General features: G+C 55.8%; 13 protein-coding genes. 10 read left to right on the top strand and 3 right to left on the bottom strand.

From position 1 onward, the window contains the following. Window positions 1-59: 59 nt before the first annotated feature. Window positions 60-1004 (bottom strand): mannose-6-phosphate isomerase, class I, encoded by a 945-nt coding sequence (gene manA / locus F1381_RS11435; RefSeq protein ID WP_151734964.1) that lies wholly within the window; start codon window positions 1002-1004, stop codon window positions 60-62. A 17-nt stretch (window positions 1005-1021) separates the two neighbouring features. After that, entirely contained in the window at window positions 1022-1939 is a 918-nt protein-coding gene (locus tag F1381_RS11430; RefSeq protein ID WP_151734963.1) for an ROK family protein, read from the bottom strand. A gap of 135 nt (window positions 1940-2074) precedes the next feature. On the opposite strand from F1381_RS11430, the gene F1381_RS11425 reads away from it, so the two are divergent. From F1381_RS11425 to F1381_RS11395, 7 genes are all read left to right on the top strand, one after another. Beyond that, on the top strand, window positions 2075-3097 hold the full coding sequence (locus tag F1381_RS11425) for a LacI family DNA-binding transcriptional regulator (protein WP_151734962.1): 1023 nt from the start codon (window positions 2075-2077) through the stop codon (window positions 3095-3097). A gap of 82 nt (window positions 3098-3179) precedes the next feature. Beyond that, window positions 3180-4328, top strand: coding sequence for a GntR family transcriptional regulator (locus F1381_RS11420; protein ID WP_187355296.1), 1149 nt, complete (start codon window positions 3180-3182; stop codon window positions 4326-4328). Between the two features lie 273 nt (window positions 4329-4601). After that, window positions 4602-5855 carry a glycoside hydrolase family 125 protein gene (locus tag F1381_RS11415; protein WP_151735003.1) on the top strand — a complete coding sequence of 418 codons (1254 nt, stop codon included), beginning with the start codon at window positions 4602-4604 and terminating at the stop codon, window positions 5853-5855. A 103-nt stretch (window positions 5856-5958) separates the two neighbouring features. Then, entirely contained in the window at window positions 5959-7338 is a 1380-nt protein-coding gene (locus tag F1381_RS11410; protein WP_151734960.1) for an extracellular solute-binding protein, read from the top strand. A gap of 70 nt (window positions 7339-7408) precedes the next feature. Next, window positions 7409-8275, top strand: coding sequence for a carbohydrate ABC transporter permease (locus F1381_RS11405; protein ID WP_151734959.1), 867 nt, complete (start codon window positions 7409-7411; stop codon window positions 8273-8275). Between the two features lie 22 nt (window positions 8276-8297). Further along, on the top strand, window positions 8298-9119 hold the full coding sequence (locus F1381_RS11400; RefSeq protein WP_151734958.1) for a carbohydrate ABC transporter permease: 822 nt from the start codon (window positions 8298-8300) through the stop codon (window positions 9117-9119). Between the two features lie 17 nt (window positions 9120-9136). Next, complete coding sequence (locus F1381_RS11395; protein ID WP_151734957.1) at window positions 9137-11917, top strand: alpha-mannosidase; 2781 nt, start codon at window positions 9137-9139, stop codon at window positions 11915-11917. Between the two features lie 865 nt (window positions 11918-12782). Here the strand turns inward: F1381_RS11395 and F1381_RS11390 are convergent. Next, a complete protein-coding gene (locus F1381_RS11390; RefSeq protein ID WP_246187991.1) occupies window positions 12783-15449 on the bottom strand; it encodes a cation-translocating P-type ATPase in 2667 nt (888 codons plus the stop codon). A gap of 298 nt (window positions 15450-15747) precedes the next feature. Here F1381_RS11390 and F1381_RS11385 point away from each other — a divergent pair, with 298 nt between their 5' ends. From F1381_RS11385 to F1381_RS11375, 3 genes are all read left to right on the top strand, one after another. Further along, window positions 15748-16797, top strand: a complete 1050-nt coding sequence (locus F1381_RS11385) for a LacI family DNA-binding transcriptional regulator (protein WP_151734955.1) — start codon at window positions 15748-15750, stop codon at window positions 16795-16797. Window positions 16798-16981: 184 nt separating this feature from the next. Then, window positions 16982-20158, top strand: a complete 3177-nt coding sequence (locus tag F1381_RS11380) for an alpha-mannosidase (protein ID WP_151734954.1) — start codon at window positions 16982-16984, stop codon at window positions 20156-20158. A gap of 134 nt (window positions 20159-20292) precedes the next feature. After that, complete coding sequence (locus tag F1381_RS11375) at window positions 20293-21174, top strand: beta-1,6-N-acetylglucosaminyltransferase (protein WP_151734953.1); 882 nt, start codon at window positions 20293-20295, stop codon at window positions 21172-21174. The last annotated feature ends 7 nt before the right edge of the window (window positions 21175-21181 follow it).

Here is a 21181-nt window from a genome sequence, read left to right as displayed (position 1 = left end):
CCTGGAATCTATTATTAGCTACTCCTACTATACTCTACTCCCGGCAGCAGAAGCGATTGTTATTCCTGCGAAACGATAAGCCGAAGCTCCCCTTCGAGCCCGTAAGCCCCGAATCCGGCCGGAAGGATGAGATGATCGCCTTTGTTCAGTGTGTATTCATCGCTTGGGGTGCGCAGGCAGCCCTTACCTTCGATAACGCTGACAAGGGTGTATTTCTCCTGCTCCGGCAGAGCGGCGTTCCCGGAGATTTCCCATTTCTGGACAGTGAAGAAGGAGTTGGCCACAAAAGGGGTCTTGACCAGACCGTCAACCTCATCGGTGGTGTATTCTGTCCGCTCGTATACCTGCGGAATGGCCGTTACGTCAATGGCCTTGTCCAGATGAAGCTCACGCAGGTTACCTTCTTTGTCCCGGCGGTCATAATCGTAGACGCGGTAGGTCGTGTCGGAGCTTTGCTGGGTTTCCAGAACGACAATCCCTTTGCCGAGGGCATGAATGGTGCCGCTCGGTACATAGAAGAAGTCCCCTGGCTGCACAGGAACTTTGGTCAGCAGGTCATCCCATTCCCCGCTGTAGATCATCTGTTCCAGTTCGGCCCGGGAAGTGGCCGCGTGGCCGTAGATGATAGCCGCACCGGGCTCCGCAGCGACAATGTACCAGCATTCCGTCTTGCCCAGCTCGCCGTTCTCGTGCTTGCCGGCATATTCATCATCGGGATGCACCTGCACCGACAGATCATCCGAAGCATCAAGCAGCTTGATGAGCAGCGGGAACACCGGGGATTGGGAACGGAACAATTCCGGGTGCGAAGTCCATAATTCGCCAAGCGGCAGGCCCTGGTAAGGCCCGGCTTTGACCGTACTCTGTCCGTTTGGGTGCGCCGAGATGGCCCAGCATTCGCCGGTGGAATCATTGGGAATGGAATACCCGAACAAATCACGCAGCTTCGTTCCGCCCCAGATCCGTTCCTGGAAGACCGGCTGCAAATAGATAGGCTGATTCATGGAATAACACTCCTGTTCTAATATTGGGTATGAATGAGTGCGGCTGCACCGATCAGTCCGGCATCCTGCTGCAGGGCTGCAGGGACGATGCGGGTGCTGCGTCCGGAAGGGTTCAGCGCGTAACGCCCCACATAGTTGCGCACCGCATCGAACAAAGGCGCGCCGATCTGGGAAACTCCGCCGCCGATCACCAGCAGCTCGGGGTCGAAGGTGTTGATCATGGTCACGCAGCCGGTACCGATGTAGCCGAACACGCGGTTAACGAGCGCCTCCATGGCGGGGTCACCGCCGGCCAAAGCCAGCTCGAAGACTTCCTTGGATGTCACCGGACGTCCAAGCAGGTAGCTGGCTTCTCTGGCGATGGCTGTCCCGGAGGCCACATATTCGAAGCAGCCGCGCTGGCCGCAGCTGCAGACCGGGCCGCTGGCATCAATCGCCATATGCCCGATATCGCCGGCATTGCCCGTAGCGCCGGTTATCAGCCGGCCGTGGCTGTAAATGCCCGCCCCGATGCCGGTGCTGATCGTGATGTACACGAAATGGTCCGCAGCCTTGGCTGCGCCGAGCCATTTCTCCGCGAGGGCCGCGGCCGTAGCGTCATTCTCCAGCACAATCGGCACCTCAAAGTGACGCTTAAACTCCTGCACCACCGGGAAGCTCCACCAGCTTCGCAGGTTGGGAGGCTCGGCGATCTGCCCCAGCTTCGTATTCAGCGGACCGGGCGCCCCGATGCCGATGCCCTGCAGGTCTGCCTGCTGCAAGCCTTGATCCGCCAATAACCGGTTAGCCGCTTCGGCGATCTTGTCAACCATGTCAGAGGGGGGGATAGATAAGTCGGTGGTGAGTGAAGCCTTGGATAACATCTGCCCGTCGTTGGAGACGAGGCCAAGCGCGGTCTTCGTCCCGCCAATGTCGATACCCATTGCGTAGTTCACGGATAGTTCCTCCTGATTCATCATTCAAGTGTACTGTTTAAAAGTGGAATATAACTTGACAAACTTGACAAAACTGATGTTTGTAAAGTAAATTTGGCTTAAGCTTATCACGGATTGAAAGGATTGAAAAGATCAATGGCCCGTAAGAAGAGAATATCCATGCAGGATATCGCCGACCGGCTGAATATTTCCAAGAATGCTGTATCGCTCGCCCTGCAGGACAAGAAGGGCGTCAGCGAAGAGATGCGCTACCGCATTCTGAGTACGGCAAGGGAGATGGGCTACGGCGAATATGCCGGGCAGCCGCCGGCCGGCGGGAATGTGCTCGTTCTGGTACCGGAGCGGGTCATGAGCTATCAGGACAACGATCATTTCCGGTTCTATCATGATCTGATCTGGGGACTGGAGAAGAGTATCCGCAAGCGGGGCCTCAGCGCAGTAATTGCCCCCATCGGCCGCGAAATGGAGGAACGTCTGCAGCTGCCGCGCCAGTGCAAAGAGATCTCCTATACAGGCATCATTCTGTTCGGAATCGTGGAGCAGGCGTATGCCAGACTCGTCTGGGAGCTGAAGACGCCGCTGGTGATGTTCGATTCCTACCACCGGGATCTGCCCTGTCCGGCGGTCACTTCCGCCAATATGGAAGGGGCCTATGAAGCGGTGTCGATGCTGCTCCGGTCCGGCCACCGGAGCATCGGCTTTATCGGCCCGGCCAACCTGACGACCAGCCATGAGGAACGCTGGCTCGGTTACTGGCGGGCCATGCAGGAAGCGGGCTGTGAGCTTGAAATGAAGCAGGTGCTGACGTATTCCGCCGGCTTCCGGCAAACGGAACAGGAGATTGAGGCTTACCTGAATGCTGCAGATGAATATCCTTCGGCGTTCTTCTGCGGCAACGACCGGATTGCGTATCTCCTGGCAAGGCAGCTGCGCAAGCGCGGACTGAGCGTGCCGGAGGATATCTCCGTCGTCGGCTTTGACGATCTTCATTACGAGGAAGAGAGCGGACTGGCTATGACCACCATGCGGGTAGAGAAAGAGCAGATGTGCGAGGCCGCCGCCAGTCTGCTGCTATCTCAGAAAGGTCCTTGCAGGGAAATGCTGCGTATGTACATCCCGCCTACCCTCGTCGCCCGTAAATCTGTGCTTGTGAAATAAACCAATCTTCACATTCCTAATATAACATGGTATATTAGTATATGTCCTTTTAGAGGGAAAGCTGTAAATGGAGGTGGAGGATATGCCCAACGACTCAGGTTCAATGCCGATGTACGAGATGATTTTTCAGACATTGAAAGAGCGGATAACAAGGAATGAATATAAAGTCGGCGACCGGGTCCCATCGGAGCAGGAGCTCTGCACGGAGTTTGGCGTCAGCCGGATTACCTCAAAGAAAGCGCTAAAGCTGCTGGCCGATGAGCAGCTGATTATCCGTCAACCGGGCAGAGGCTCCTTCGTGGCGGATGCCGATTCCATGCTGCTGAAGCCGTTCGAGCACCAGCAGACCGCCCGCCCGTCCGCCAAGAAACGGATTATCGGGCTGGTGATTACGAATTTCAGCGACATGTACGGTACAGAGCTGATCTACGGGATGGAGGAGGCTTCCCGGGAGCATGACTGCTTCCTGGTCGTCCGGCGCTCCTTCGGGACGCCGGAGCTCGAAGAGAAAGCCATCCAGCAGCTGCTGGGGCTTGGCGTGGACGGGCTGATCATTTTTCCGGCCCAAGGCGAATTCTTCAGCGCCGAAATTCTAAAGCTGGTCATCCAGAAGTTCCCGTTCGTAATGATCGACCGTTATCTGAAGGGGATTCCCGCCTCTTCGGTCAGTACGGACAATATCCGCGCAGCCAAAGAGGGAACCCAATACCTGTTCGGATTGGGGCACCGGCATATCGGGTTTCTGGCACCGCCGCCGGCAAACACCACAACCATCGAGGAACGGATTGAGGGAATTATCGAAGCGTATGCGGAGCAAGGCCAGGCCGTCAACCGGGAGATGTGGCTGGAGACCTTTACTTCGACCATGCCGAATGTATTTGACCCGCAGGCCCGCATAGACGATGTGGACAAGCTGGTGGAGCATCTCCGCAGAAATCCTGAGATTACTGCGCTCTTCGCGGCAGAGTATAACATTGCCCTGCTGGTGGAAGAGGCGGCCGGCAAGCTGGGCCTGCGGATTCCCGAGGATTTATCGGTGATCTGCTTCGACAGTCCCGAATCGCAGGAGGGCTGCCGGATCACCCATATGCGGCAGAACCAGTTTGAAATCGGCAAGCAGGCGTTCGAGCATGTTCTTGATATGCAGGGTCATGAACAGCCGATTACCCGGATTCTGTTGCCTGCGGCGTTAATTAAAGGGAGATCGACGGCTCCTGTCCATCCGGAGTAACCGGAGTAACCGGCAGATTCAACCCGGAGCAAGAGGTACGCAACGAGAGCAAAGCCTTCGTACAGAAGGCTTTTTTTGGTGTCTTTTAAACAAATATACTTATACTAATATACCAATACAAAATAAACTCTATTAATATACCAATAATTATATTGACATATTAATATTAATTGTTTAATATGATGAAAGCGTTTGAAGTTAGTATAATCTAATGCGGAGGTGCAATATTCAACCTTGAAGCTGCAAAATGATATACCAAAGTCAGTATATGATATGATTGGTAAGGTGCAATTGGAGCTGGCTGGCTCTCCGAAGCTGGCCAAAATGTTTGAAGACTGCCTGATCAACACAATTGGAACCACGATTTCCCGCAAGCCGGATGGAACAACCTTTGTAATTACTGGCGATATCCCGGCGATGTGGCTGCGCGATTCGGCCGCCCAGGTCCGACCTTATCTGCTGCTTGCTGCAGAAGACCCTGAGATGGAGGCGATGATTGCCGGACTGGTCAGACGGCAGATGAATTACATACTGCTTGACCCGTATGCCAATGCCTTCAATGAAGAAGCGAACGGCAAGGGGCATCAGTCGGATGTTACAGAGATGGGCCCTTGGCTTTGGGAGCGTAAATATGAAATCGATTCACTGGCGTATCCGCTCCAGCTCAGTTATCTGCTGTGGAAGAACAGCGGCTGTGTAACCCAGTTCGACGAGAGCTACCGCCGTGCCGCCCTTGAAATTATCAAGCTCTGGAGAGTGGAGCAGCATCATGAGACGGAGTCGGGCTACCGGTTCCAGCGGCTGGATGCACCGCTTACGGATACGCTGCCGCGGGAAGGCAAAGGGACTGAAACTGTCTATACCGGAATGACCTGGTCGGGCTTCCGTCCGAGCGATGATGCCTGTGAATACGGATATCTGATTCCTTCCAATATGTTCGCTGTGGTGACGCTTCGTTACCTGGAGGAAATTGCGCAAGAAATTTACAGAGATCAGGAGCTGGCGGAAGCTGCCCGGAAGCTGGCCGCTGAAATTAATCAGGGGATTCAGGAGTACGGTATCTGCGATCATCCGGTCTATGGAAGAATTTATGCTTATGAAACCGATGGTCAGGGCCAGTATAATCTGATGGATGATGCCAATGTGCCAAGCCTGCTGTCACTGCCTTATCTGGGGTATACCGACGAGAGTGACGAGGTGTACCGGAATACCCGGAAATTTATCCTCAGCGAAAATAATCCTTACTACTATAAAGGCGCAGCGGCAGAGGGCATCGGCAGTCCGCACACTCCCGAGGGCTATATCTGGCATATTGCCCTATCGATGCAGGGACTGACTTCGCCGGAGCGCAGCGAGAAAGCACGCCTGCTGCAGTTAATCCAGGATACGGACGCAGGCACGGGACTCACCCATGAAGGCTTCTGCGCCGAGGATGCCGGCAAATTCACCCGTCCGTGGTTCTCCTGGTCCAACATGCTGTTCAGCGAGCTGGTCATGGACTATTGCGGGTTCCGGGTGTTGAAGTAGCTCATTAACCTTTCTGTTTTTTTGCGAAAAGGCGGCTCTGCCGTTCTTTTCAAAGCTGATATGAAAGCGTTTTGAAATCATACAACAAAAGGGGCAAAGACACATGAAGACAAACAAACTGAAAGTATCGATGACAGCAGCGATGGCTTCCCTCCTTCTCCTGACGACGGCATGTTCCGGCGGTAATTCCGAATCCGGAGCCGCAGCCGAAGGCCAGGAAGAAGTGACCATCACCTTCCGTTCCTCGGGCTCGGAAGACACGCTGACCAAATATTTTGAATCCGGCCTGATTGATGAATTCGAGGAAGCGAACCCGGACATCAAGATCAACATCGCTCCGGTATTGGCCAGTGAAGGCGACTATACTTCGAAGATTGTACTGCAGATGAAATCCCCCGATACCGCGCCGGATATTGTGGCCGAAGATACTTCGATCATTAAATCCGATGCTGCCGCAGGCTATCTGGAGCCGCTGGACACCCAGGTTGCCGGCTGGAGCGACTGGCAGGACAAATTTATCGAGAACCTCAAAGCCGGCGTAACTGGTGAAGACGGCAAGATTTACGGTGTTCCGGCCACTTCGGATACCCGGGGCATCTGGTACAACAAGGAGCTGTTCGCCGAGGCGGGCCTACCGGTGCCGTTCCAGCCTGCGAACTGGGAAGAGGTGCTTGAAGCTGCACGGACCATTAAAGACAAGCTTCCGGGCGTAACCCCGCTGAATCTGATCGTCGGTAAATCCAGCGGTGAGGGCGTAACGATGCAGACGCTGGAAATGCTGCTCTATGGTACGAACGATACCCTTTACAATGACGAAACCAAGAAATGGGTCGTGAACAGCCCGGGACTGCTGGACTCCTTTAATTTCATTAACCAGGTATTCAATGTAGACCAGACCGGAACCTCGATGCAGGTGGCCCTGAACGGACAAGCCGGCAGTATTGCCTTCCAGCAGCTCTTCCCGCAAGACAAGCTGGCGATGGCGGTGGACGGAAGCTGGGCGGGCTCGACCTGGTTCGAGAACGGCGCGGCTCCGATCGAGAACGTGGAAGAGAAGATGGGCTTCGCGCCATTCCCGACCCAGAACGGCCAGGAACCGGGAGCGATCACGATGTCCGGCGGCTGGGCCTGGTCGATTCCGGCACAATCACAGAATAAAGAAGCAGCCTGGAAGTTCCTGGAGTTCCTGATGAACCAGGAGAATGCTACCGCACGCGTAGTTGCCGAAGGTAACCTCAGCCCGCGCAATGACTCCGTGGATGTAGCAGGATACACCGACCGTACCTTTGTTGCCGAAGCTCAGGCGCTGCTGGATGTAGCCCATTTCCGTCCGGCCAATGACGAGTATGCCACGGTGTCGGCACAGATCCAGAGCCTGGTGGAAAGCGTAGCTTCCGGTAAGCTGGCTCCGGCGGATGCGGTACAGCAGCTGCAGGATAATGTGACCCGCTCGCTGGGCGAAGACAAAGTAGAAGTAAAATAAAGAGTTAACCATCCGGATAAAGGGGAGAAGCCATTCTCCTCTTTCGGATTTGGAGGGGGAGTGACCTACTATGAAGAGGACATCGCGGAGCGCATTTCTGTTTCTGACGCCATCGGTTTTGCTGCTGCTGATCTTTTTTATCGTTCCGATTATATTGACGGTTTACTTTGCATTTACAAATATGGCCTTGACGGGGAGCGCTGCCCAGAATCTGGAGTTTGTCGGCTTCCGCAACTTCACTAATATGTTTCAGGACCCGGATTTCCGCATCAGTGTGTGGAGAACGCTGGTCTTTCTGATCTTCTCCGCGGTCATCGGCCAGGTCGTGCTGGGATTCATTCTGGCGCTCCTGATGAAGGAGAAAAATATTACGTTCCGCCGGATTATCGGTATCATTGTTATCGCCGGCTGGGTTACTCCGGAGATCGTAGTAGCCTTCTGCATGGTAGCCTTCTTCAGCGATAACGGTACGCTCAATCAGATTATCGGCTGGTTTGGGATAAGCCCGATTTCGTGGCTGTTCAGCTTCCCGATGGTCAGCGTCATTATCGCCAACATCTGGCATGGTACCGCTTTTTCGATGATGGTTTACCAATCTGCACTGGATGAGATTCCCAAGGATATTGAGGAAGCCGCTACGATCGACGGGGCGGGCAGCTTTAAAATACTGAGCTACATCACCATTCCGATGGTCAAGGGCTCGATTGTCACCAACATGATGCTGGTCACCCTGCAGACGCTCGGCGTCTTCACACTCATCTATACGATGACCGGTGGCGGGCCGGGTACGGCTACGCAAACTCTGCCGGTATTTATGTACAACCAGGCCTTCGTCAATTATCAATTCGGATACGGTACGGCCATCTCGCTCGTGCTGCTGCTGATCGGAATTGTTGCAAGCTTATTCTACATGAAATCAATGAAAGTCAAAGTCTAGCCCTGAAGGAGGTGCATCATCTATGGTCAAGCATAGGCTTCAACGCAATATTCAATATGGTATTCTCGTGGTGCTGGGACTCTGCTTCCTGCTGCCGTTATTCTGGATTCTGCTGGCTTCGTTTGATACCAACGCCCAGCAGGGCATCAAGATGCCTAATTTCACGCTGGATAACTTCTCGGCGGTGCTTGGGGACAGCGGCAATCTGCGCTCGTTCGGCGTCGGGATCATTCTCTCCGGCGGGCAGGCGACACTGGTCGTCCTTGCCTCAGTACTGGCGGCTTATCCGTTGTCCCGTTATGAGATGAGGTTTAAAAAGAGCTTTCTGCTGAGCATTCTGTTCATGACCTCGCTGCCGATTACGGCAGTAATGGTTCCGGTCTTCCAGATGTTCCTGTATTTCAAATTGCAGAATTCCATCTTCGCTACCATGCTCTTTCTTACCTCTTCGTCTCTGCCGTACGGCATCTGGATGATGAAGAGCTTTATGGATTCCGTACCGATCGACCTGGAGGAAGCGGCCTGGATTGACGGCGCATCCGTATGGGGCGGGCTGAGAAAGGTGGTTGCTCCCCTGATGCTGCCGGGGATTGCCACGATTGCGATCTTCACCTTCTCGGGCAGCTGGGGCAACTTCTTTGTGCCCTACATTCTTCTGCAGACACCGGAGAAGCTGCCGGCATCCGTCACGATCTATCAATTCTTCGGCAGCCACGGCCTCGTCGAATACGGCAGACTTGCCGCTTTCTCCTTGCTGTATACGATGCCTTCCGTGGTGCTGTATATGTTCTCCCAGCGGTATATGTCCAAAGGGTTCAGCATGGGCGGAGCAACTAAAGGATAATTGGAGGGATTACGTACATGGAGAGCAAAAAAACGGCGCATATCATCTCGCACACCCATTGGGACCGGGAATGGTATATGCCTTATGAATATCATCACCTGCTGCTGATCGAGCTGGTCGACAAGCTGCTGGACACTCTCGATCAGGACCCGGATTACCGTTATTTCCATCTGGACGGGCAGACGATCATCCGCGAGGATTATTTGCAGGTCCGCCCGGAGCAGCGGGAGCGGCTGGACCGTTACATTGCGGAAGGACGCATTCATTTCGGACCGTGGTATGTGCTGCAGGATGAGTTCCTGACGAGCAGCGAAGCGAATCTCCGCAACCTCTTGATCGGGCACAAGGATGCGAAGCCGTTCGGAATCATCTCCAAGACCGGCTATTTCCCCGATTCCTTCGGGAATATGGGCCAGGCGCCGCAAATTCTGCAGCAGGCGGGCATTACGAATGCGATCTTCGGACGCGGCGTGAAGCCGACAGGCTTCAATAATACCGTCGGTGAGATGGACAGCTATGAGTCGCCGTATTCCGAGATGATCTGGCGTTCGCCGGACGGCTCGGAGGTGCTGGGTGTGCTCTTTGCCAACTGGTACTGTAACGGGATGGAGGTTCCGGCCGATCCGGCTGCAGCCAAGGCTTACTGGGACAAAAATCTCGCGGATGCCGAGAAGTTCGCCTCGACTCCGCATCTGCTGTTTATGAACGGCTGCGACCACCAGCCGATTCAGACCGATCTGTCCCAGGCGATCCGCACCGCTTCCGAGCTGTATCCGGACGTTGAATTCGTCCATTCGAACTTTGATGAATACCTGCAGGCCCTGCAAGCAAATCTTCCGGAGGATTTGGTGGCAATTGAAGGGGAGCTGCGCAGCCAGCGTACCGACGGCTGGGGAACGCTGGTCAACACGGCATCGTCGCGGGTGTATCTGAAGCAGCTTAACCAGGCCGGACAGACGCTGCTGGAAAAGGTGGCCGAACCGCTTGCCGCCTTCGCGGAACTGGCGGGCGTGCAGGCTTATCCGCATCATCTGCTGACCTATGCCTGGAAGACGCTGATGCAGAACCATCCGCATGACAGCATTTGCGGCTGCAGCCTGGATGAAGTACACCGCGAAATGATCACCCGGTTCGCCAAGAGCAGTCAGATGGCGGAGGCCATTATTGCTGAAAGTGCTGCTGCCTTGGCGGAAGCCATCGATGTTACCGGCATAGAAGTCTGGGGAACGGCGCCGGTGCCGTTTACCGTATTCAATACAAGCGGCTGGGAGAGAAGCGGAACCGTCACGGTCGAGCTGATTACAGCGAAGAAGTATTTCCCTGAAGGTCCGAATCCGCAGGCCCTTGCACGTGAGCTGGGGCAGGAGCCGCTGGGTTCCCTGCAGGTGATGGATGAAGAGGGCCATGTGTACAGAGCCAAGATTGAGGATCTCGGCGTTCATTTCGGCTACGAGCTGCCGAAGGACCGCTTCCGCCAGCCGTATATGGCCCGGAAGGTGCGGGTAACCTTCCCGGCGACAGAGATTGCCGCACTGGGCTACCGCACGTATGCCTTGGTTGCCGGCACTGCGGATGTGGCTGAGGCTGCTCTGGATGCCGTCCGGGTGCAGGGCTACACGATGGAGAACAGCAAGCTGAGCATGAAGGTCGCTTCTAACGGTTCGGTTACGGTTACCGACAAGCTGTCTGGGGCCGAATACGCGGGACTTAACGTGTATGAGAATACCGGCGATATCGGCAATGAGTATGTGTACCGCCAGCCGGAAGGCGAGACGGCGCTGACTACCGAGAGCTTGGCGGCTGAGATTTCGGTGCTTGAAGCCTCCCCTTACCGCGCAGTAATTGAAGCTGTGCTGAAATGGGAGATTCCGGCCAGTGCCGATGAGACCTTCCTCACGGAGAAGCAGGAGATGGTTCCTTTCACTGAACGTAAAGCGCAGCGTACGGAGCAGACAGTTCCGCTGGTATTGACCACGCGTTATACGCTGGAAGCCGGCAGCGGCATGGTACAGGTCAGAACCAGCTTCAACAACCAGGCCAGGGATCACCGGCTGAGAGCCTTATTCCCTACGGGTCTTGCCGCCGATCATCACTATGCCGACTCCATCTTTGAAGTGGCGAAGCGCAGCAACAAGCCGGAGGCGGTGTGGGTGAATCCTAGCAATGCCCAGCATCAGCAGGTCTTCGCCAGCGTTGAGGGCGGTACCAATGGTCTTGCCATTGCCAACAAGGGACTGAACGAATACGAGGTGCTGCTGGACGGCAAGAACACCATCGCGGTGACGCTGCTGCGTGCTTCGTCCGAGCTGGGCGACTGGGGCGTGTTCGAAACGCCGGAGGCCCAGTGCCTGGGTGAGCAGACGGCTGAATATGCGATTATTCCTTATACCGGCGACGGCGCGACATCCGGTGCGTACGCGCAGGCGTACCAGTATCAGATTCCGTGGACCATCGTACAGACCCACGGTCCGGCCGTACGGGTGCCGGCTGTGAACGGCCAGCCGCATGCGGGCAACGTGAAGCTGCCGGTATCAGGGCAATGGCTGAACTGGAACTCCGCTGCTTCGCCGCTGGCCTTCTCGGCCTTGAAGTTTGCCGAAGAGACGGGCGACCTCGTAGCCCGCTGGTATAACCTGGGCGCGGAACCGGCGGAGCTCCGGGTGCAGCCATCTTTTGAAGCGGCGGCCGTGTTCGAAAGCGATGTGCTGGAGCGCCGTGTGGCGAGACTGGACAGCGGGGAGCAGCAGGTGGACGGATATAAAATTGTCACCCGGGCGTATCAGCTGGGGGAGAAATAAGAAACAGGATGTAGGAGCGGGGGGCGGCTTGTCTGCGGACGAGTCGCTTTTTGTTATGGAAATGGCGCTGCCGGCTGCTGGAAATGGCGTAATTCTGGGATTGTTCGGCCTCCGCGGCCAAGTTTACGCCACCTGATTTCATTTGTATGGAGTTATCGCAGGCATAGTTGGAAAATCGCCATCTAATTTCTCCTATATGCAGAGTATCACCAATCTAATTGGAAAATCGCAACTTAATACGGGGAGAAGCTGGTTTCCATGCCGGTATTGGCCCAATGAAGTGGCGGTAATCGAATGAATGTGCTGAAATCCGTATATAAGGCATTATTAGTGTGCGGAAATCAAACTATTCGTGAGGAGCTATTGGATGTCACTTGGGACTTCGCCGAGATTACGAGGGCTGGCATTCTAACCCGTTCCGGGCACGGTATGTTACTTTCGGAAGTGAGAGGTCCGGTGGTGCTCAGCTATTAAAGCATACGTCCGATTAAGGCATACGTCCGGATATTCCGGCCGGGATTGACGGGCGTTTGTGTAGGTCGGCTTGTTTCCGGGGCTCCTGCTCCGAGCTTGCTTGCGAAGGGACCCTACAGACCTTATTTCTCCGGAAATGATGATTTGGCTGGGCTTTCGGACACAGATAACCTTATCCCGGTAGCAACCGCTGATGAATGCGTGATCATTTAACCATAAGTGCACTGGAGTCCGTTACTCTGGATAATCCATGCAGAAATAGGATATAACGTCTCCTGGATCCGTAAGCGGAAATTAAAACGGGAACTTCCAAAAGCAAAACAGCTGTCCCAAACAGCCATTTCATGGCTCTAGGGACAGCTGTTTTGTCTCTTAGTACATTTCAGCTTGCTTACAGTCCGGCATTTTCGGCCTTGCCTGACGTGAACGCTCTACGGATCAGCTTAATCACTTCCATCAGGATAACGGCTCCGAGGGCCAGGCCGGCGGCGGTCAGCCATTCCTGCATTCCGAACGAATCCGGAATGGAGAAGATATCTCTGACTCCCGGCAGCACCGTAATGCCGTAAAAGGCGAAGCAGACCAGCACGGCACCAATGACATATTTGTTGCTGAAGAAGCCGGCTTCCACCGACGTCTGGCTGTTCGAACGGGCGGCAAAGGTCTGCAGCGTCCGCGACAGAATCAGAGTGGTGAAGGCCATGGCTACACCCATTTCGGAGGAATGCTGCAGCCCGATATACATCGAGACAATGACGGCTATCCCGATCAGCAGACCGCGGGTTATGATTGCCTGCATCATCCCGCCGGCGAAGATGCCTTCCTTGAGGTCGCGCGGCTTGCGGTTCATGACATTCGGTTCAGGCTTCTCCATACCCAGCGCAATGGCCGGAAGGGAATCGTTCGCCAGATTGATGAACAGCAGCTGAATAGCTGTAAAAGGATTGACCCAGCCGACCACCAGGGCGAAGAGGATGGCAATGATCGCTCCAAGGTTGCCGGAGAACAGGTAGGCGATCGCCTTTTTAATATTATCGAACACCGTCCGGCCCACAGATACCGCATTGACGATCGAGACGAAATTATCGTCGGTCAGAATCATCGCCGCCGCATCCTTGGCCACGTCGGTTCCGCTGCCCATCGCTACGCCGATATCCGCCTGCTTCAGGGCAGGGGCGTCATTGACGCCGTCACCGGTCATGGCGGTTACTTTACCCTTGCGCTGCCAGGCGCGGACAATACGGATTTTGTTCTCCGGGGAGACCCGGGCGTACACGCCGATCTGTTCCAGCTTCTGATCCAGCTCCGCATCGGACATGGCGTCGAGCTCCTGGCCGGTGACGGCGATTTCCTGCTCGGTCATCAGACCAATGTCGCGGCCGATGGCTTGTGCCGTGGTTTTGTGGTCACCGGTGATCATGATGGTCCGGATACCGGCCTTTCGGGATTCGGCAATTGCCCCGTATACCGCTTCGCGCGGCGGATCGATCATGGCGGTCAAGCCTACGAGCACCAGATTCTGCTCATCGGCCAGCCCGATTTCGGTTACGGAGTTCGGCACGGGTTTGTAGGCATAGGCCAGTACGCGCAGGGCTCTTTCCGAGAATCCTTCATTGGCTTTAATAAAATACTCACGCAGCTCCGGGGTCATCGGCACTTCCTGCTCGCCCAGAAGAACATGTGTACACCGGTCAAAGAGGACGTCCGGCCCGCCTTTGGTCAGCAGTGCCTTCTGTCCGTCGAACGTGTGCAGCGTAGTCATCAGCTTGCGGTCGGAGTCAAACGGAATTTCCGCTTCGCGGGGGAAGTTATCGCGGATTTCCCTGTAATCCTTGTTCTTACTGTTGCTGAAGGCGATCAGCGCGACTTCTGTCGGGTCACCGAGCTCTTTTCCGTCCTCATTAATATGGGAGTCGTTGCAGAGCACAGCGATGTGCAGAAGCCGTCTGGCCTCCACCGGCCATTCATCGGGATGCCTGTTGAAGGGCTCGCTGCCCCCTTCCGGCAGGAAGTAATCGACGACCGTCATTTTGTTCTGGGTGAGCGTGCCGGTCTTATCCGTACAAATAATGCTGGTGGAACCCAGCGATTCGACGGCAGGCAGCTTGCGGATAATCGCATTCTGCTTGGCCATCTTGTTCGTGCCTACGGACAGAACGATGGTAACGATGGAGGAAAGGGCTTCCGGAATGGCGGCAACCGCCACCGCGACGGCAAACATAACGGCATTGAGGATGGCCTCCGTGGTATCCACGGTTTCATCCGACAGCCAGATCCGGCCGGCCTGAATGGCAAAGATCAATACGGACAGCACCAGAACGGCGATGCCGAGCTGCTTGCTGAAGGCTTCAAGCTTGCGCTGCAGCGGGGTCTGCTTGGCTTCGGCGCTTTCGAGAAGTTCGGCGATTTTTCCAATTTCGGTAGTCAGCCCTGTTCCCGTGACAGTAAAGGTTCCGCGGCCATAAACAACCAGTGAACCGCTGAATGCCATGTTGCGGCGGTCGCCAAGGGGGGCTTCCTTGCCGATGGTGTCCGAATGCTTCTCGACAGCCTCGGATTCACCCGTAAGCATGCCTTCATTGATCTTCAGGCTTTCCGATTCCAGGATACGGCCGTCGGCGGGTACGAAATCCCCGGCTTCGAGGATGACGATATCCCCGCGCACAAGCTCTCTGGCCGGCACGGTTGTCAATGCCCCGTCACGCAGCACCTTGGCCTCCGGCGCCGACATCTGCTGCAGGGCAGCGAGCGAGCTCTCCGCCTTACGGGTCTGCACCACACTGATCACGGCGTTGAGAATCAGCACCAGGAAGATGATCAGCGATTCCATAACATGCCCCATAACAATCTGAACGCCTGCCGCAATCAGCAGCACTACCACCATAGGATCTTTAAAATTCTCCAGAAAGAGCTTCCAGAGGGGGTCCTTGTCCCGTCCCTTAATTTCATTGAATCCGTCTCTTTCCTGACGCCTTGCGGCCTCTGCGGAGCTTAGCCCCTGGGCTGTACTCTGCAGTTCCTCTAAACTTTCTGTCCCACCGATACGGTAATACTCCACTGATGATAGCTCCTCTCTGCAATGCTTGCCTTTGGGCTTGAATGTTGCCATGCTTCGGTTTACTGCACTAATACCCATAAACTGCGTGTTATACACAAGAAGAGTATGTCCATTTATTGATCCGGCAGAATTGCGAAGCTATTCTAGAACTTACGGTCCAGGCCGGAGCAGGTTTCAGTGAAAATAGTATGCGCTGCCCTTTACTGAAAAATGTTAAAGACAGGCACAATATCGTTAACAATTTAAGCTACACACTTTTCATAACACGTGTTATACTCTTGCCGAGGTGCTGATGATTATGGGCAAAAAAAGAGTGACCAGCCACGATGTAGCCAGGCTGGCGGGCGTATCGCGCAGCGTCGTATCCGCCGTGCTGAACGGAACGCCCGGCATCGGGGTCAGCGTCCAGACGCGGGAGGCTGTGCTGCGCGCGATCTCGGAGCTGAACTATCATGTCGACGCCCAGGCGCGCAGCATGAAGACCGGACGCAGTATGACGCTGGCGGCCTTCGGCGATACCCGCCACCCGCTGTTCATGCGCCTGCTTGAAGGCATGCAGCGGGAAAGCGATGCACGGGGTTATCATCTCCTGCTCTGCTCGCCTGGTCTGAGGCAGAGCGGGGAAGCCAGGAACGGGCTGCTGGATTTGTACCATCAGCGGAAGATCGACGGAATTATTACGCTGGACGAGACGAGCTACCGCAGCGCCGATTGGGCGGATAAGGTCAAAGAGGCCGGAGTTCCTTACGCATCCGTTGAGGGTTATGCCGAGACGGAAGGTATCTATTCCGTGCTGGCCGACTACTGCGGCAGTGTGGAAATGGCGCTGGATTACCTGTGCCGCAGCGAAGCGGCTGCGGATCAGGTGCCGGTATATGTAGAGATTTATCACGGCACCGGAGCCAAGCGGCTTAATTGGGCGGAGAAGAACCGCCGGAACGCTTACCGGAGCTGGTGTACCCGGCGCGGCATGAAGCCGCAGATGCACCGCCTGGAGGAGCGGGAAGGACGCACGGACTGGCTGGATTGGCTGACCGGGCTGCAGGCTGAGACCGGCGGGGTGCTGCCGCCGGTGCTGGTAAACTGGTCGAGCGCCGTCCCGGATCTGTATCGTACAGCCCGGCATCTGGGGCTGGACATCGGCGGCAGCCTGCGCATCATGGCTGCCGACAACACGATCCAGGGCGACCGCTTGAGCGTACCCACACTGAGCTGCGTCGAAATTCCGTATGCCGGTATGGGCGAAGCGGCGGTCCGCTGCATCCTGCAGCAGCTGGAGGAGCAGGCGGAGGGAAGTCCCGGCAAGCTGTGGCTGCCAGCTGTACTGAAGCCGGGAGAAAGCGCATAGACGGGATCACTAATCCGGCACGGCACGCCTGCCCCGTCACCTGCTGCCGGCTTCGCTTCCATGGCAGCCGGAATTACAGCAGGTGACGGCCCCCAGTAGGCTGCAGGATCGCAAATGGCATCACCCTGCGGGGATGCCGTTTCTTTTTAGCACATAACACGTGTTATACGAGGAGGAGAAATCAATGTTTTGGACGGAAGAGAAGCTGGGCGCGCGGATTACAGAACTGGAACGTTACCGGTACCGGGATGCGGTGATTCTGAGGGAATGGCTGGGGCTCGAAGACAATGAAGGGGCTAACGGTGTGTATCCCCCGGCGATAGAAGGCGGACAGACCTACCAGGTCGGCGATTACTGGACCGGGCGCGACCTGTACCTCTGGCTGCACCGGGCGGTGGAGGTTCCCGCGCAGTGGCAGGGCAGACGCATAGTCGGCCTGTTCGACTTCGGCCGGACCGGCGGCGGCAATAACAGCGGCTTCGAAGCGCTGCTGTTTCTGAACGGCAAGCCGTATCAGGGCGTGGATTCCAACCATCAGGAGGTGTTTCTGGAGCCGGAAACGGCGGGGACTACGGTGGATTTTACTTTCCGGCTGTGGTCCGGCCTCGAAGGCGGAGGCTTGCCCGTTCCCCAGGAGCACCGGATCGGGCGGGCTGAGCTCGCTTGTCTCGATGAAGCAACTGACAACCTGTATTATACGGGCCGGGCGGTGCTGGCCGTATCGCAAGGCTTAAGCAGCAGCGATCCGCTGAAGCAGGAGCTCTTGATGGCGCTGGACCGGGCGTTCCGCCTGCTGAACTGGTCGCGGCCGGGCAGCGAAGGCTTCTACGCCTCCGTACGGGAGGCGGATGAACTGCTGGCCTCGGCGCTGGCGGCCATGAAGCAGAAGCATCCGGTAACAGTAACGGCGGTGGGGCATACCCATATCGACGTCGCCTGGCTGTGGCGGCTCACCCATACACGGGAGAAGGCGGCCCGCTCCTTCTCCACGGTGCTGCGGCTGATGCAGCAGTACCCGGAATATATTTTTCTGCAGACTCAGCCCCAATTGTACGACTACATGAAGCGGGATTATCCGGAGCTGTATGCCGGAATCAAGGAGCGGGTTCAGGAAGGCAGGTGGGAGGCCGGGGGCGCGATGTGGCTGGAGGCGGACTGCAACCTGACCAGCGGCGAGTCACTGGTCCGCCAGATTCTGTACGGAACGAAGTTCTTCCGTGAGGAATTCGGTGTGGAATGCAAATATCTATGGCTGCCGGATGTGTTCGGTTACAGCTGGGCTTTGCCGCAGATTCTGCGCAAATCGGGCATTGATACGTTCATGACAACCAAGATCAGCTGGAGCCAATATAACCGCATGCCGCATGATACGTTCCACTGGCGGGGCATCGACGGCAGCGAGGTGCTGGCCCATTTCATCACAACGCCCGAAGGGCCGGATTCCAGCGCCTGGTACTACACTTATAACGGCTTGATTGAGCCGTTCTCGGTGCAGGGCATCTGGGACCAATACCGGGATAAGAACCTGAACCGCGAGCTGCTGCTTGCCTACGGCTACGGCGACGGGGGCGGGGGCGTGAACCGCGAGCATCTGGAAATGCGGCGGCGGCTAGACGCCATCCCGGGCGTGCCGAATGTGAGAACCGGCCGGGCCGACGAGTATTTTGAACGTTTGAATCATACCATCAGCACCACAGATCAATATGTCCATACCTGGGACGGCGAGCTGTATCTGGAATATCACCGCGGCACCTATACCAGCCAGGCGTACAACAAACGGATGAACCGTAAGCTGGAGCTGCTGTACCGCGAAGCCGAATGGCTGCAGGTGCTGCTGGCAGCGGAAACGGGCAATTTGGCGGCTTACCCGGCCCAGGAGTTAGCTGAAGGCTGGAAGATTATTCTCCGCAACCAGTTCCACGACATTATTCCCGGCTCCTCCATCCGGGAGGTGTACGAGGATTCCCGGATCGAGTATGCCGAGGCACAGCGGCTGGGAAACGAAGCAGCGGCGGCAGCAGCGAAAGCCCTGACAGCAGCAGAGAAAGCCCTGACAGCAGTGCCGGAAGCGAAGACGGAAGGAACGGAATACACGGTGTTTAATGGTGCCTTCTTTAACCGGTCCGGCTTGGTGATTGTGGATGATGCTGGTGACGGGCATATGGAATGGCGGGATGAGAACGGACGTCTGCTCCGTTCCCAGCGGCTGGAGAGAGCCTGGCTGATCGAGACGCCGGAGCTGCCGATGCTGGGAGCTGCAGTCATTATAGCCTCCGCAGCAGACGAAGAACAACCCGTGCGGGAAGAGCAGGCTCAGCCTTTTAAGTGGGAGAATTCCCGCCTGACGACTCCGCACTATCTTCTGGAATGGAATGAGGCCGGGCAGCTCAGCCGCCTCTATGACCGCGATGCCGGCCGGGAAGTGCTGGCCGCCAGAGAATGCGGGAATGTGCTGCAGGTATTCGAGGATAAGCCGAAATTGTATGACGCCTGGGACATTGACCTGTACTATCAGGAGAAGCAGCGCGAGATCACCGGATTGCTCTCGGCGGAGCTGACGGAATCGGGCCCCCTGGCCGCAGGCTTGAAGTTCACCTGGCGCTATATGGACTCCGCCGTAAGCCAGACAGTCTGGGTATATGCCGGAAGCCGCCGGATCGATTTCGAGACGGTGGTCGACTGGCAGGAGCAGCATCAGCTGCTGAAGACTGCTTTTCCGGTGGCTGTACGGTCGACAGAAGCCACCTACGATATTCAGTTCGGCAACGTCAAGCGCCCGACCCACTGGAATACGAGCTGGGATTACGCCCGTTTCGAGAGCGTCGGCCATCAGTGGGCGGATCTCTCGGAGCGCGGCTACGGTGTAAGCCTGCTCAATGACTGCAAGTACGGCTACGACATCAAGGACCATGTCATCCGCCTGTCCCTCATCAAATCGGCGACGGCGCCGGATTGGCAGGCCGACCAGGGTGAACACCGGTTCACGTATTCCCTGCTGCCGCATACAGGCGACTGGGTAGCCGGCCGGACGGCGGAGGAAGCCTGGATGCTGAACAATCCGCTGCGGCTGGTGCAAGGGGCCTTCCGCGGAGATGCAGGCCGCTCATTGCTGCATACAGACGCCGAAGGGATCGCTGTTGATGCCGTGAAGCTGTCGGAGCAGGGGGACAGCTGTGTTGTCAGACTGCATGATTTCCACGGAGGACGCCGTAAGGTCACACTCAGCAGCGGCTATACAGTACATTCGTGGCAGCTCTGCGATCTGCTGGAGCGTCCGCTGGAGCAGCCTGTTCATGGCAGCACGCTGGAGCTGGAATTCAAGCCTTTTGAAATTCACACACTGCTGGTCAAATTCTCTTAACAGATCCGGGGAACCGGCAGATTTACCATCTGCACGGTTCCATATTTTCATCCAGTTGCTGACAAATTTACAGATATGATATTTTTCACACGCTCCCTTATAATATTTGGAAAAAGGAGTGGGAGGAGCATATCATGCAAACCTTCAAAATGGCATATGTTATCCTTTGTCACAAAAATCCGCAGCAGATCAACCTGCTGCTGGAAGCATTAACCGCTGAGCATGTTGAATTCTTTCTGCATGTTGACCGCAAAAGCAGTATCGAGCCGCAAATCCTGCACCGGAAAGACATCCACTTCGTCAAAGATCCAGTGGATGTACAGTGGGGACACTATGGACAGATTGAATGTATTCTGAGAAGCTTCGAGCTGATCCGCGAGCATGGCGTCTATGATTACATCCATATGATCAGCGGGCAGGATTTGCCGCTCGTTGCAAACGGAGAGATTGTTGATTTTTTTAAGGAGAACAGAGGCAAAGAATTCGTCAAACACCTGAAATTACCCATTGAAGCGGAGATGTGGGGCTGTCTGTACAGAGTATCCGTCTTTTATCCGCGTTTTCTCATCTCGCGGGCCAAAGCCGTCTCGGAAATCCGCAACCGCTACATTAACCTGGTGATGTCGGTGCCGGTGCTGAAGCGCAGCCTCAAGGACCTGCCGATGGACTTGTACAAAGGGTCGAACTGGATGTCGATTACTGGAGAATGCATGCAGTATATTCTGGAATTTACTAAGGCAAATCCGGGATATGTTAAGCTGTTCAAGAACTCGTTCTGCGGCGATGAAATCTTCTTCCATACTATAATTCTGAACAGTAAATTTAAAGCTAATGTAGTCAATGAAATCAAGCGCTATACGGACTGGGATACCGGGCCGGAATTTCCGCGGACGCTCCGGGCGGAGGATTACAGCCGGATCCGGCAGCAGGGAACGGAATGCTTCTGGGGCCGGAAATTTGACCTGGATGTCGACCGGGTGATCGTTGAGGATATTCTGCAGCGTCAGCTGGCGTAGAGCTGAA

Source organism: Paenibacillus tengchongensis, assembly GCF_008973665.1.
GTDB classification, from domain to species: Bacteria; Bacillota; Bacilli; order Paenibacillales; family Paenibacillaceae; genus Paenibacillus_AQ; species Paenibacillus_AQ tengchongensis.
The sequence above is the reverse complement of the archived record's forward strand: the minus strand, read 5'-3'. Positions and strand labels throughout refer to the sequence as shown.

Bases quoted from the DNA above. Each gene is read 5' to 3' on its own strand.
- F1381_RS11420 (WP_187355296.1), top strand. From the start codon at position 3,180: ATGCCCAACGACTCAGGTTCAATGCCGATGTACGAGATGATTTTTCAG.
- F1381_RS11410 (WP_151734960.1), top strand. From the start codon at position 5,959: ATGAAGACAAACAAACTGAAAGTATCGATGACAGCAGCGATGGCTTCC.
- F1381_RS11400 (WP_151734958.1), top strand. From the start codon at position 8,298: ATGGTCAAGCATAGGCTTCAACGCAATATTCAATATGGTATTCTCGTG.
- manA (WP_151734964.1), bottom strand. From the start codon at position 1,004: ATGAATCAGCCTATCTATTTGCAGCCGGTCTTCCAGGAACGGATCTGG.
- F1381_RS11380 (WP_151734954.1), top strand. From the start codon at position 16,982: ATGTTTTGGACGGAAGAGAAGCTGGGCGCGCGGATTACAGAACTGGAA.
- F1381_RS11375 (WP_151734953.1), top strand. From the start codon at position 20,293: ATGCAAACCTTCAAAATGGCATATGTTATCCTTTGTCACAAAAATCCG.
- F1381_RS11415 (WP_151735003.1), top strand. From the start codon at position 4,602: ATGATTGGTAAGGTGCAATTGGAGCTGGCTGGCTCTCCGAAGCTGGCC.
- F1381_RS11385 (WP_151734955.1), top strand. From the start codon at position 15,748: ATGGGCAAAAAAAGAGTGACCAGCCACGATGTAGCCAGGCTGGCGGGC.
- F1381_RS11395 (WP_151734957.1), top strand. From the start codon at position 9,137: ATGGAGAGCAAAAAAACGGCGCATATCATCTCGCACACCCATTGGGAC.
- F1381_RS11405 (WP_151734959.1), top strand. From the start codon at position 7,409: ATGAAGAGGACATCGCGGAGCGCATTTCTGTTTCTGACGCCATCGGTT.
- F1381_RS11425 (WP_151734962.1), top strand. From the start codon at position 2,075: ATGGCCCGTAAGAAGAGAATATCCATGCAGGATATCGCCGACCGGCTG.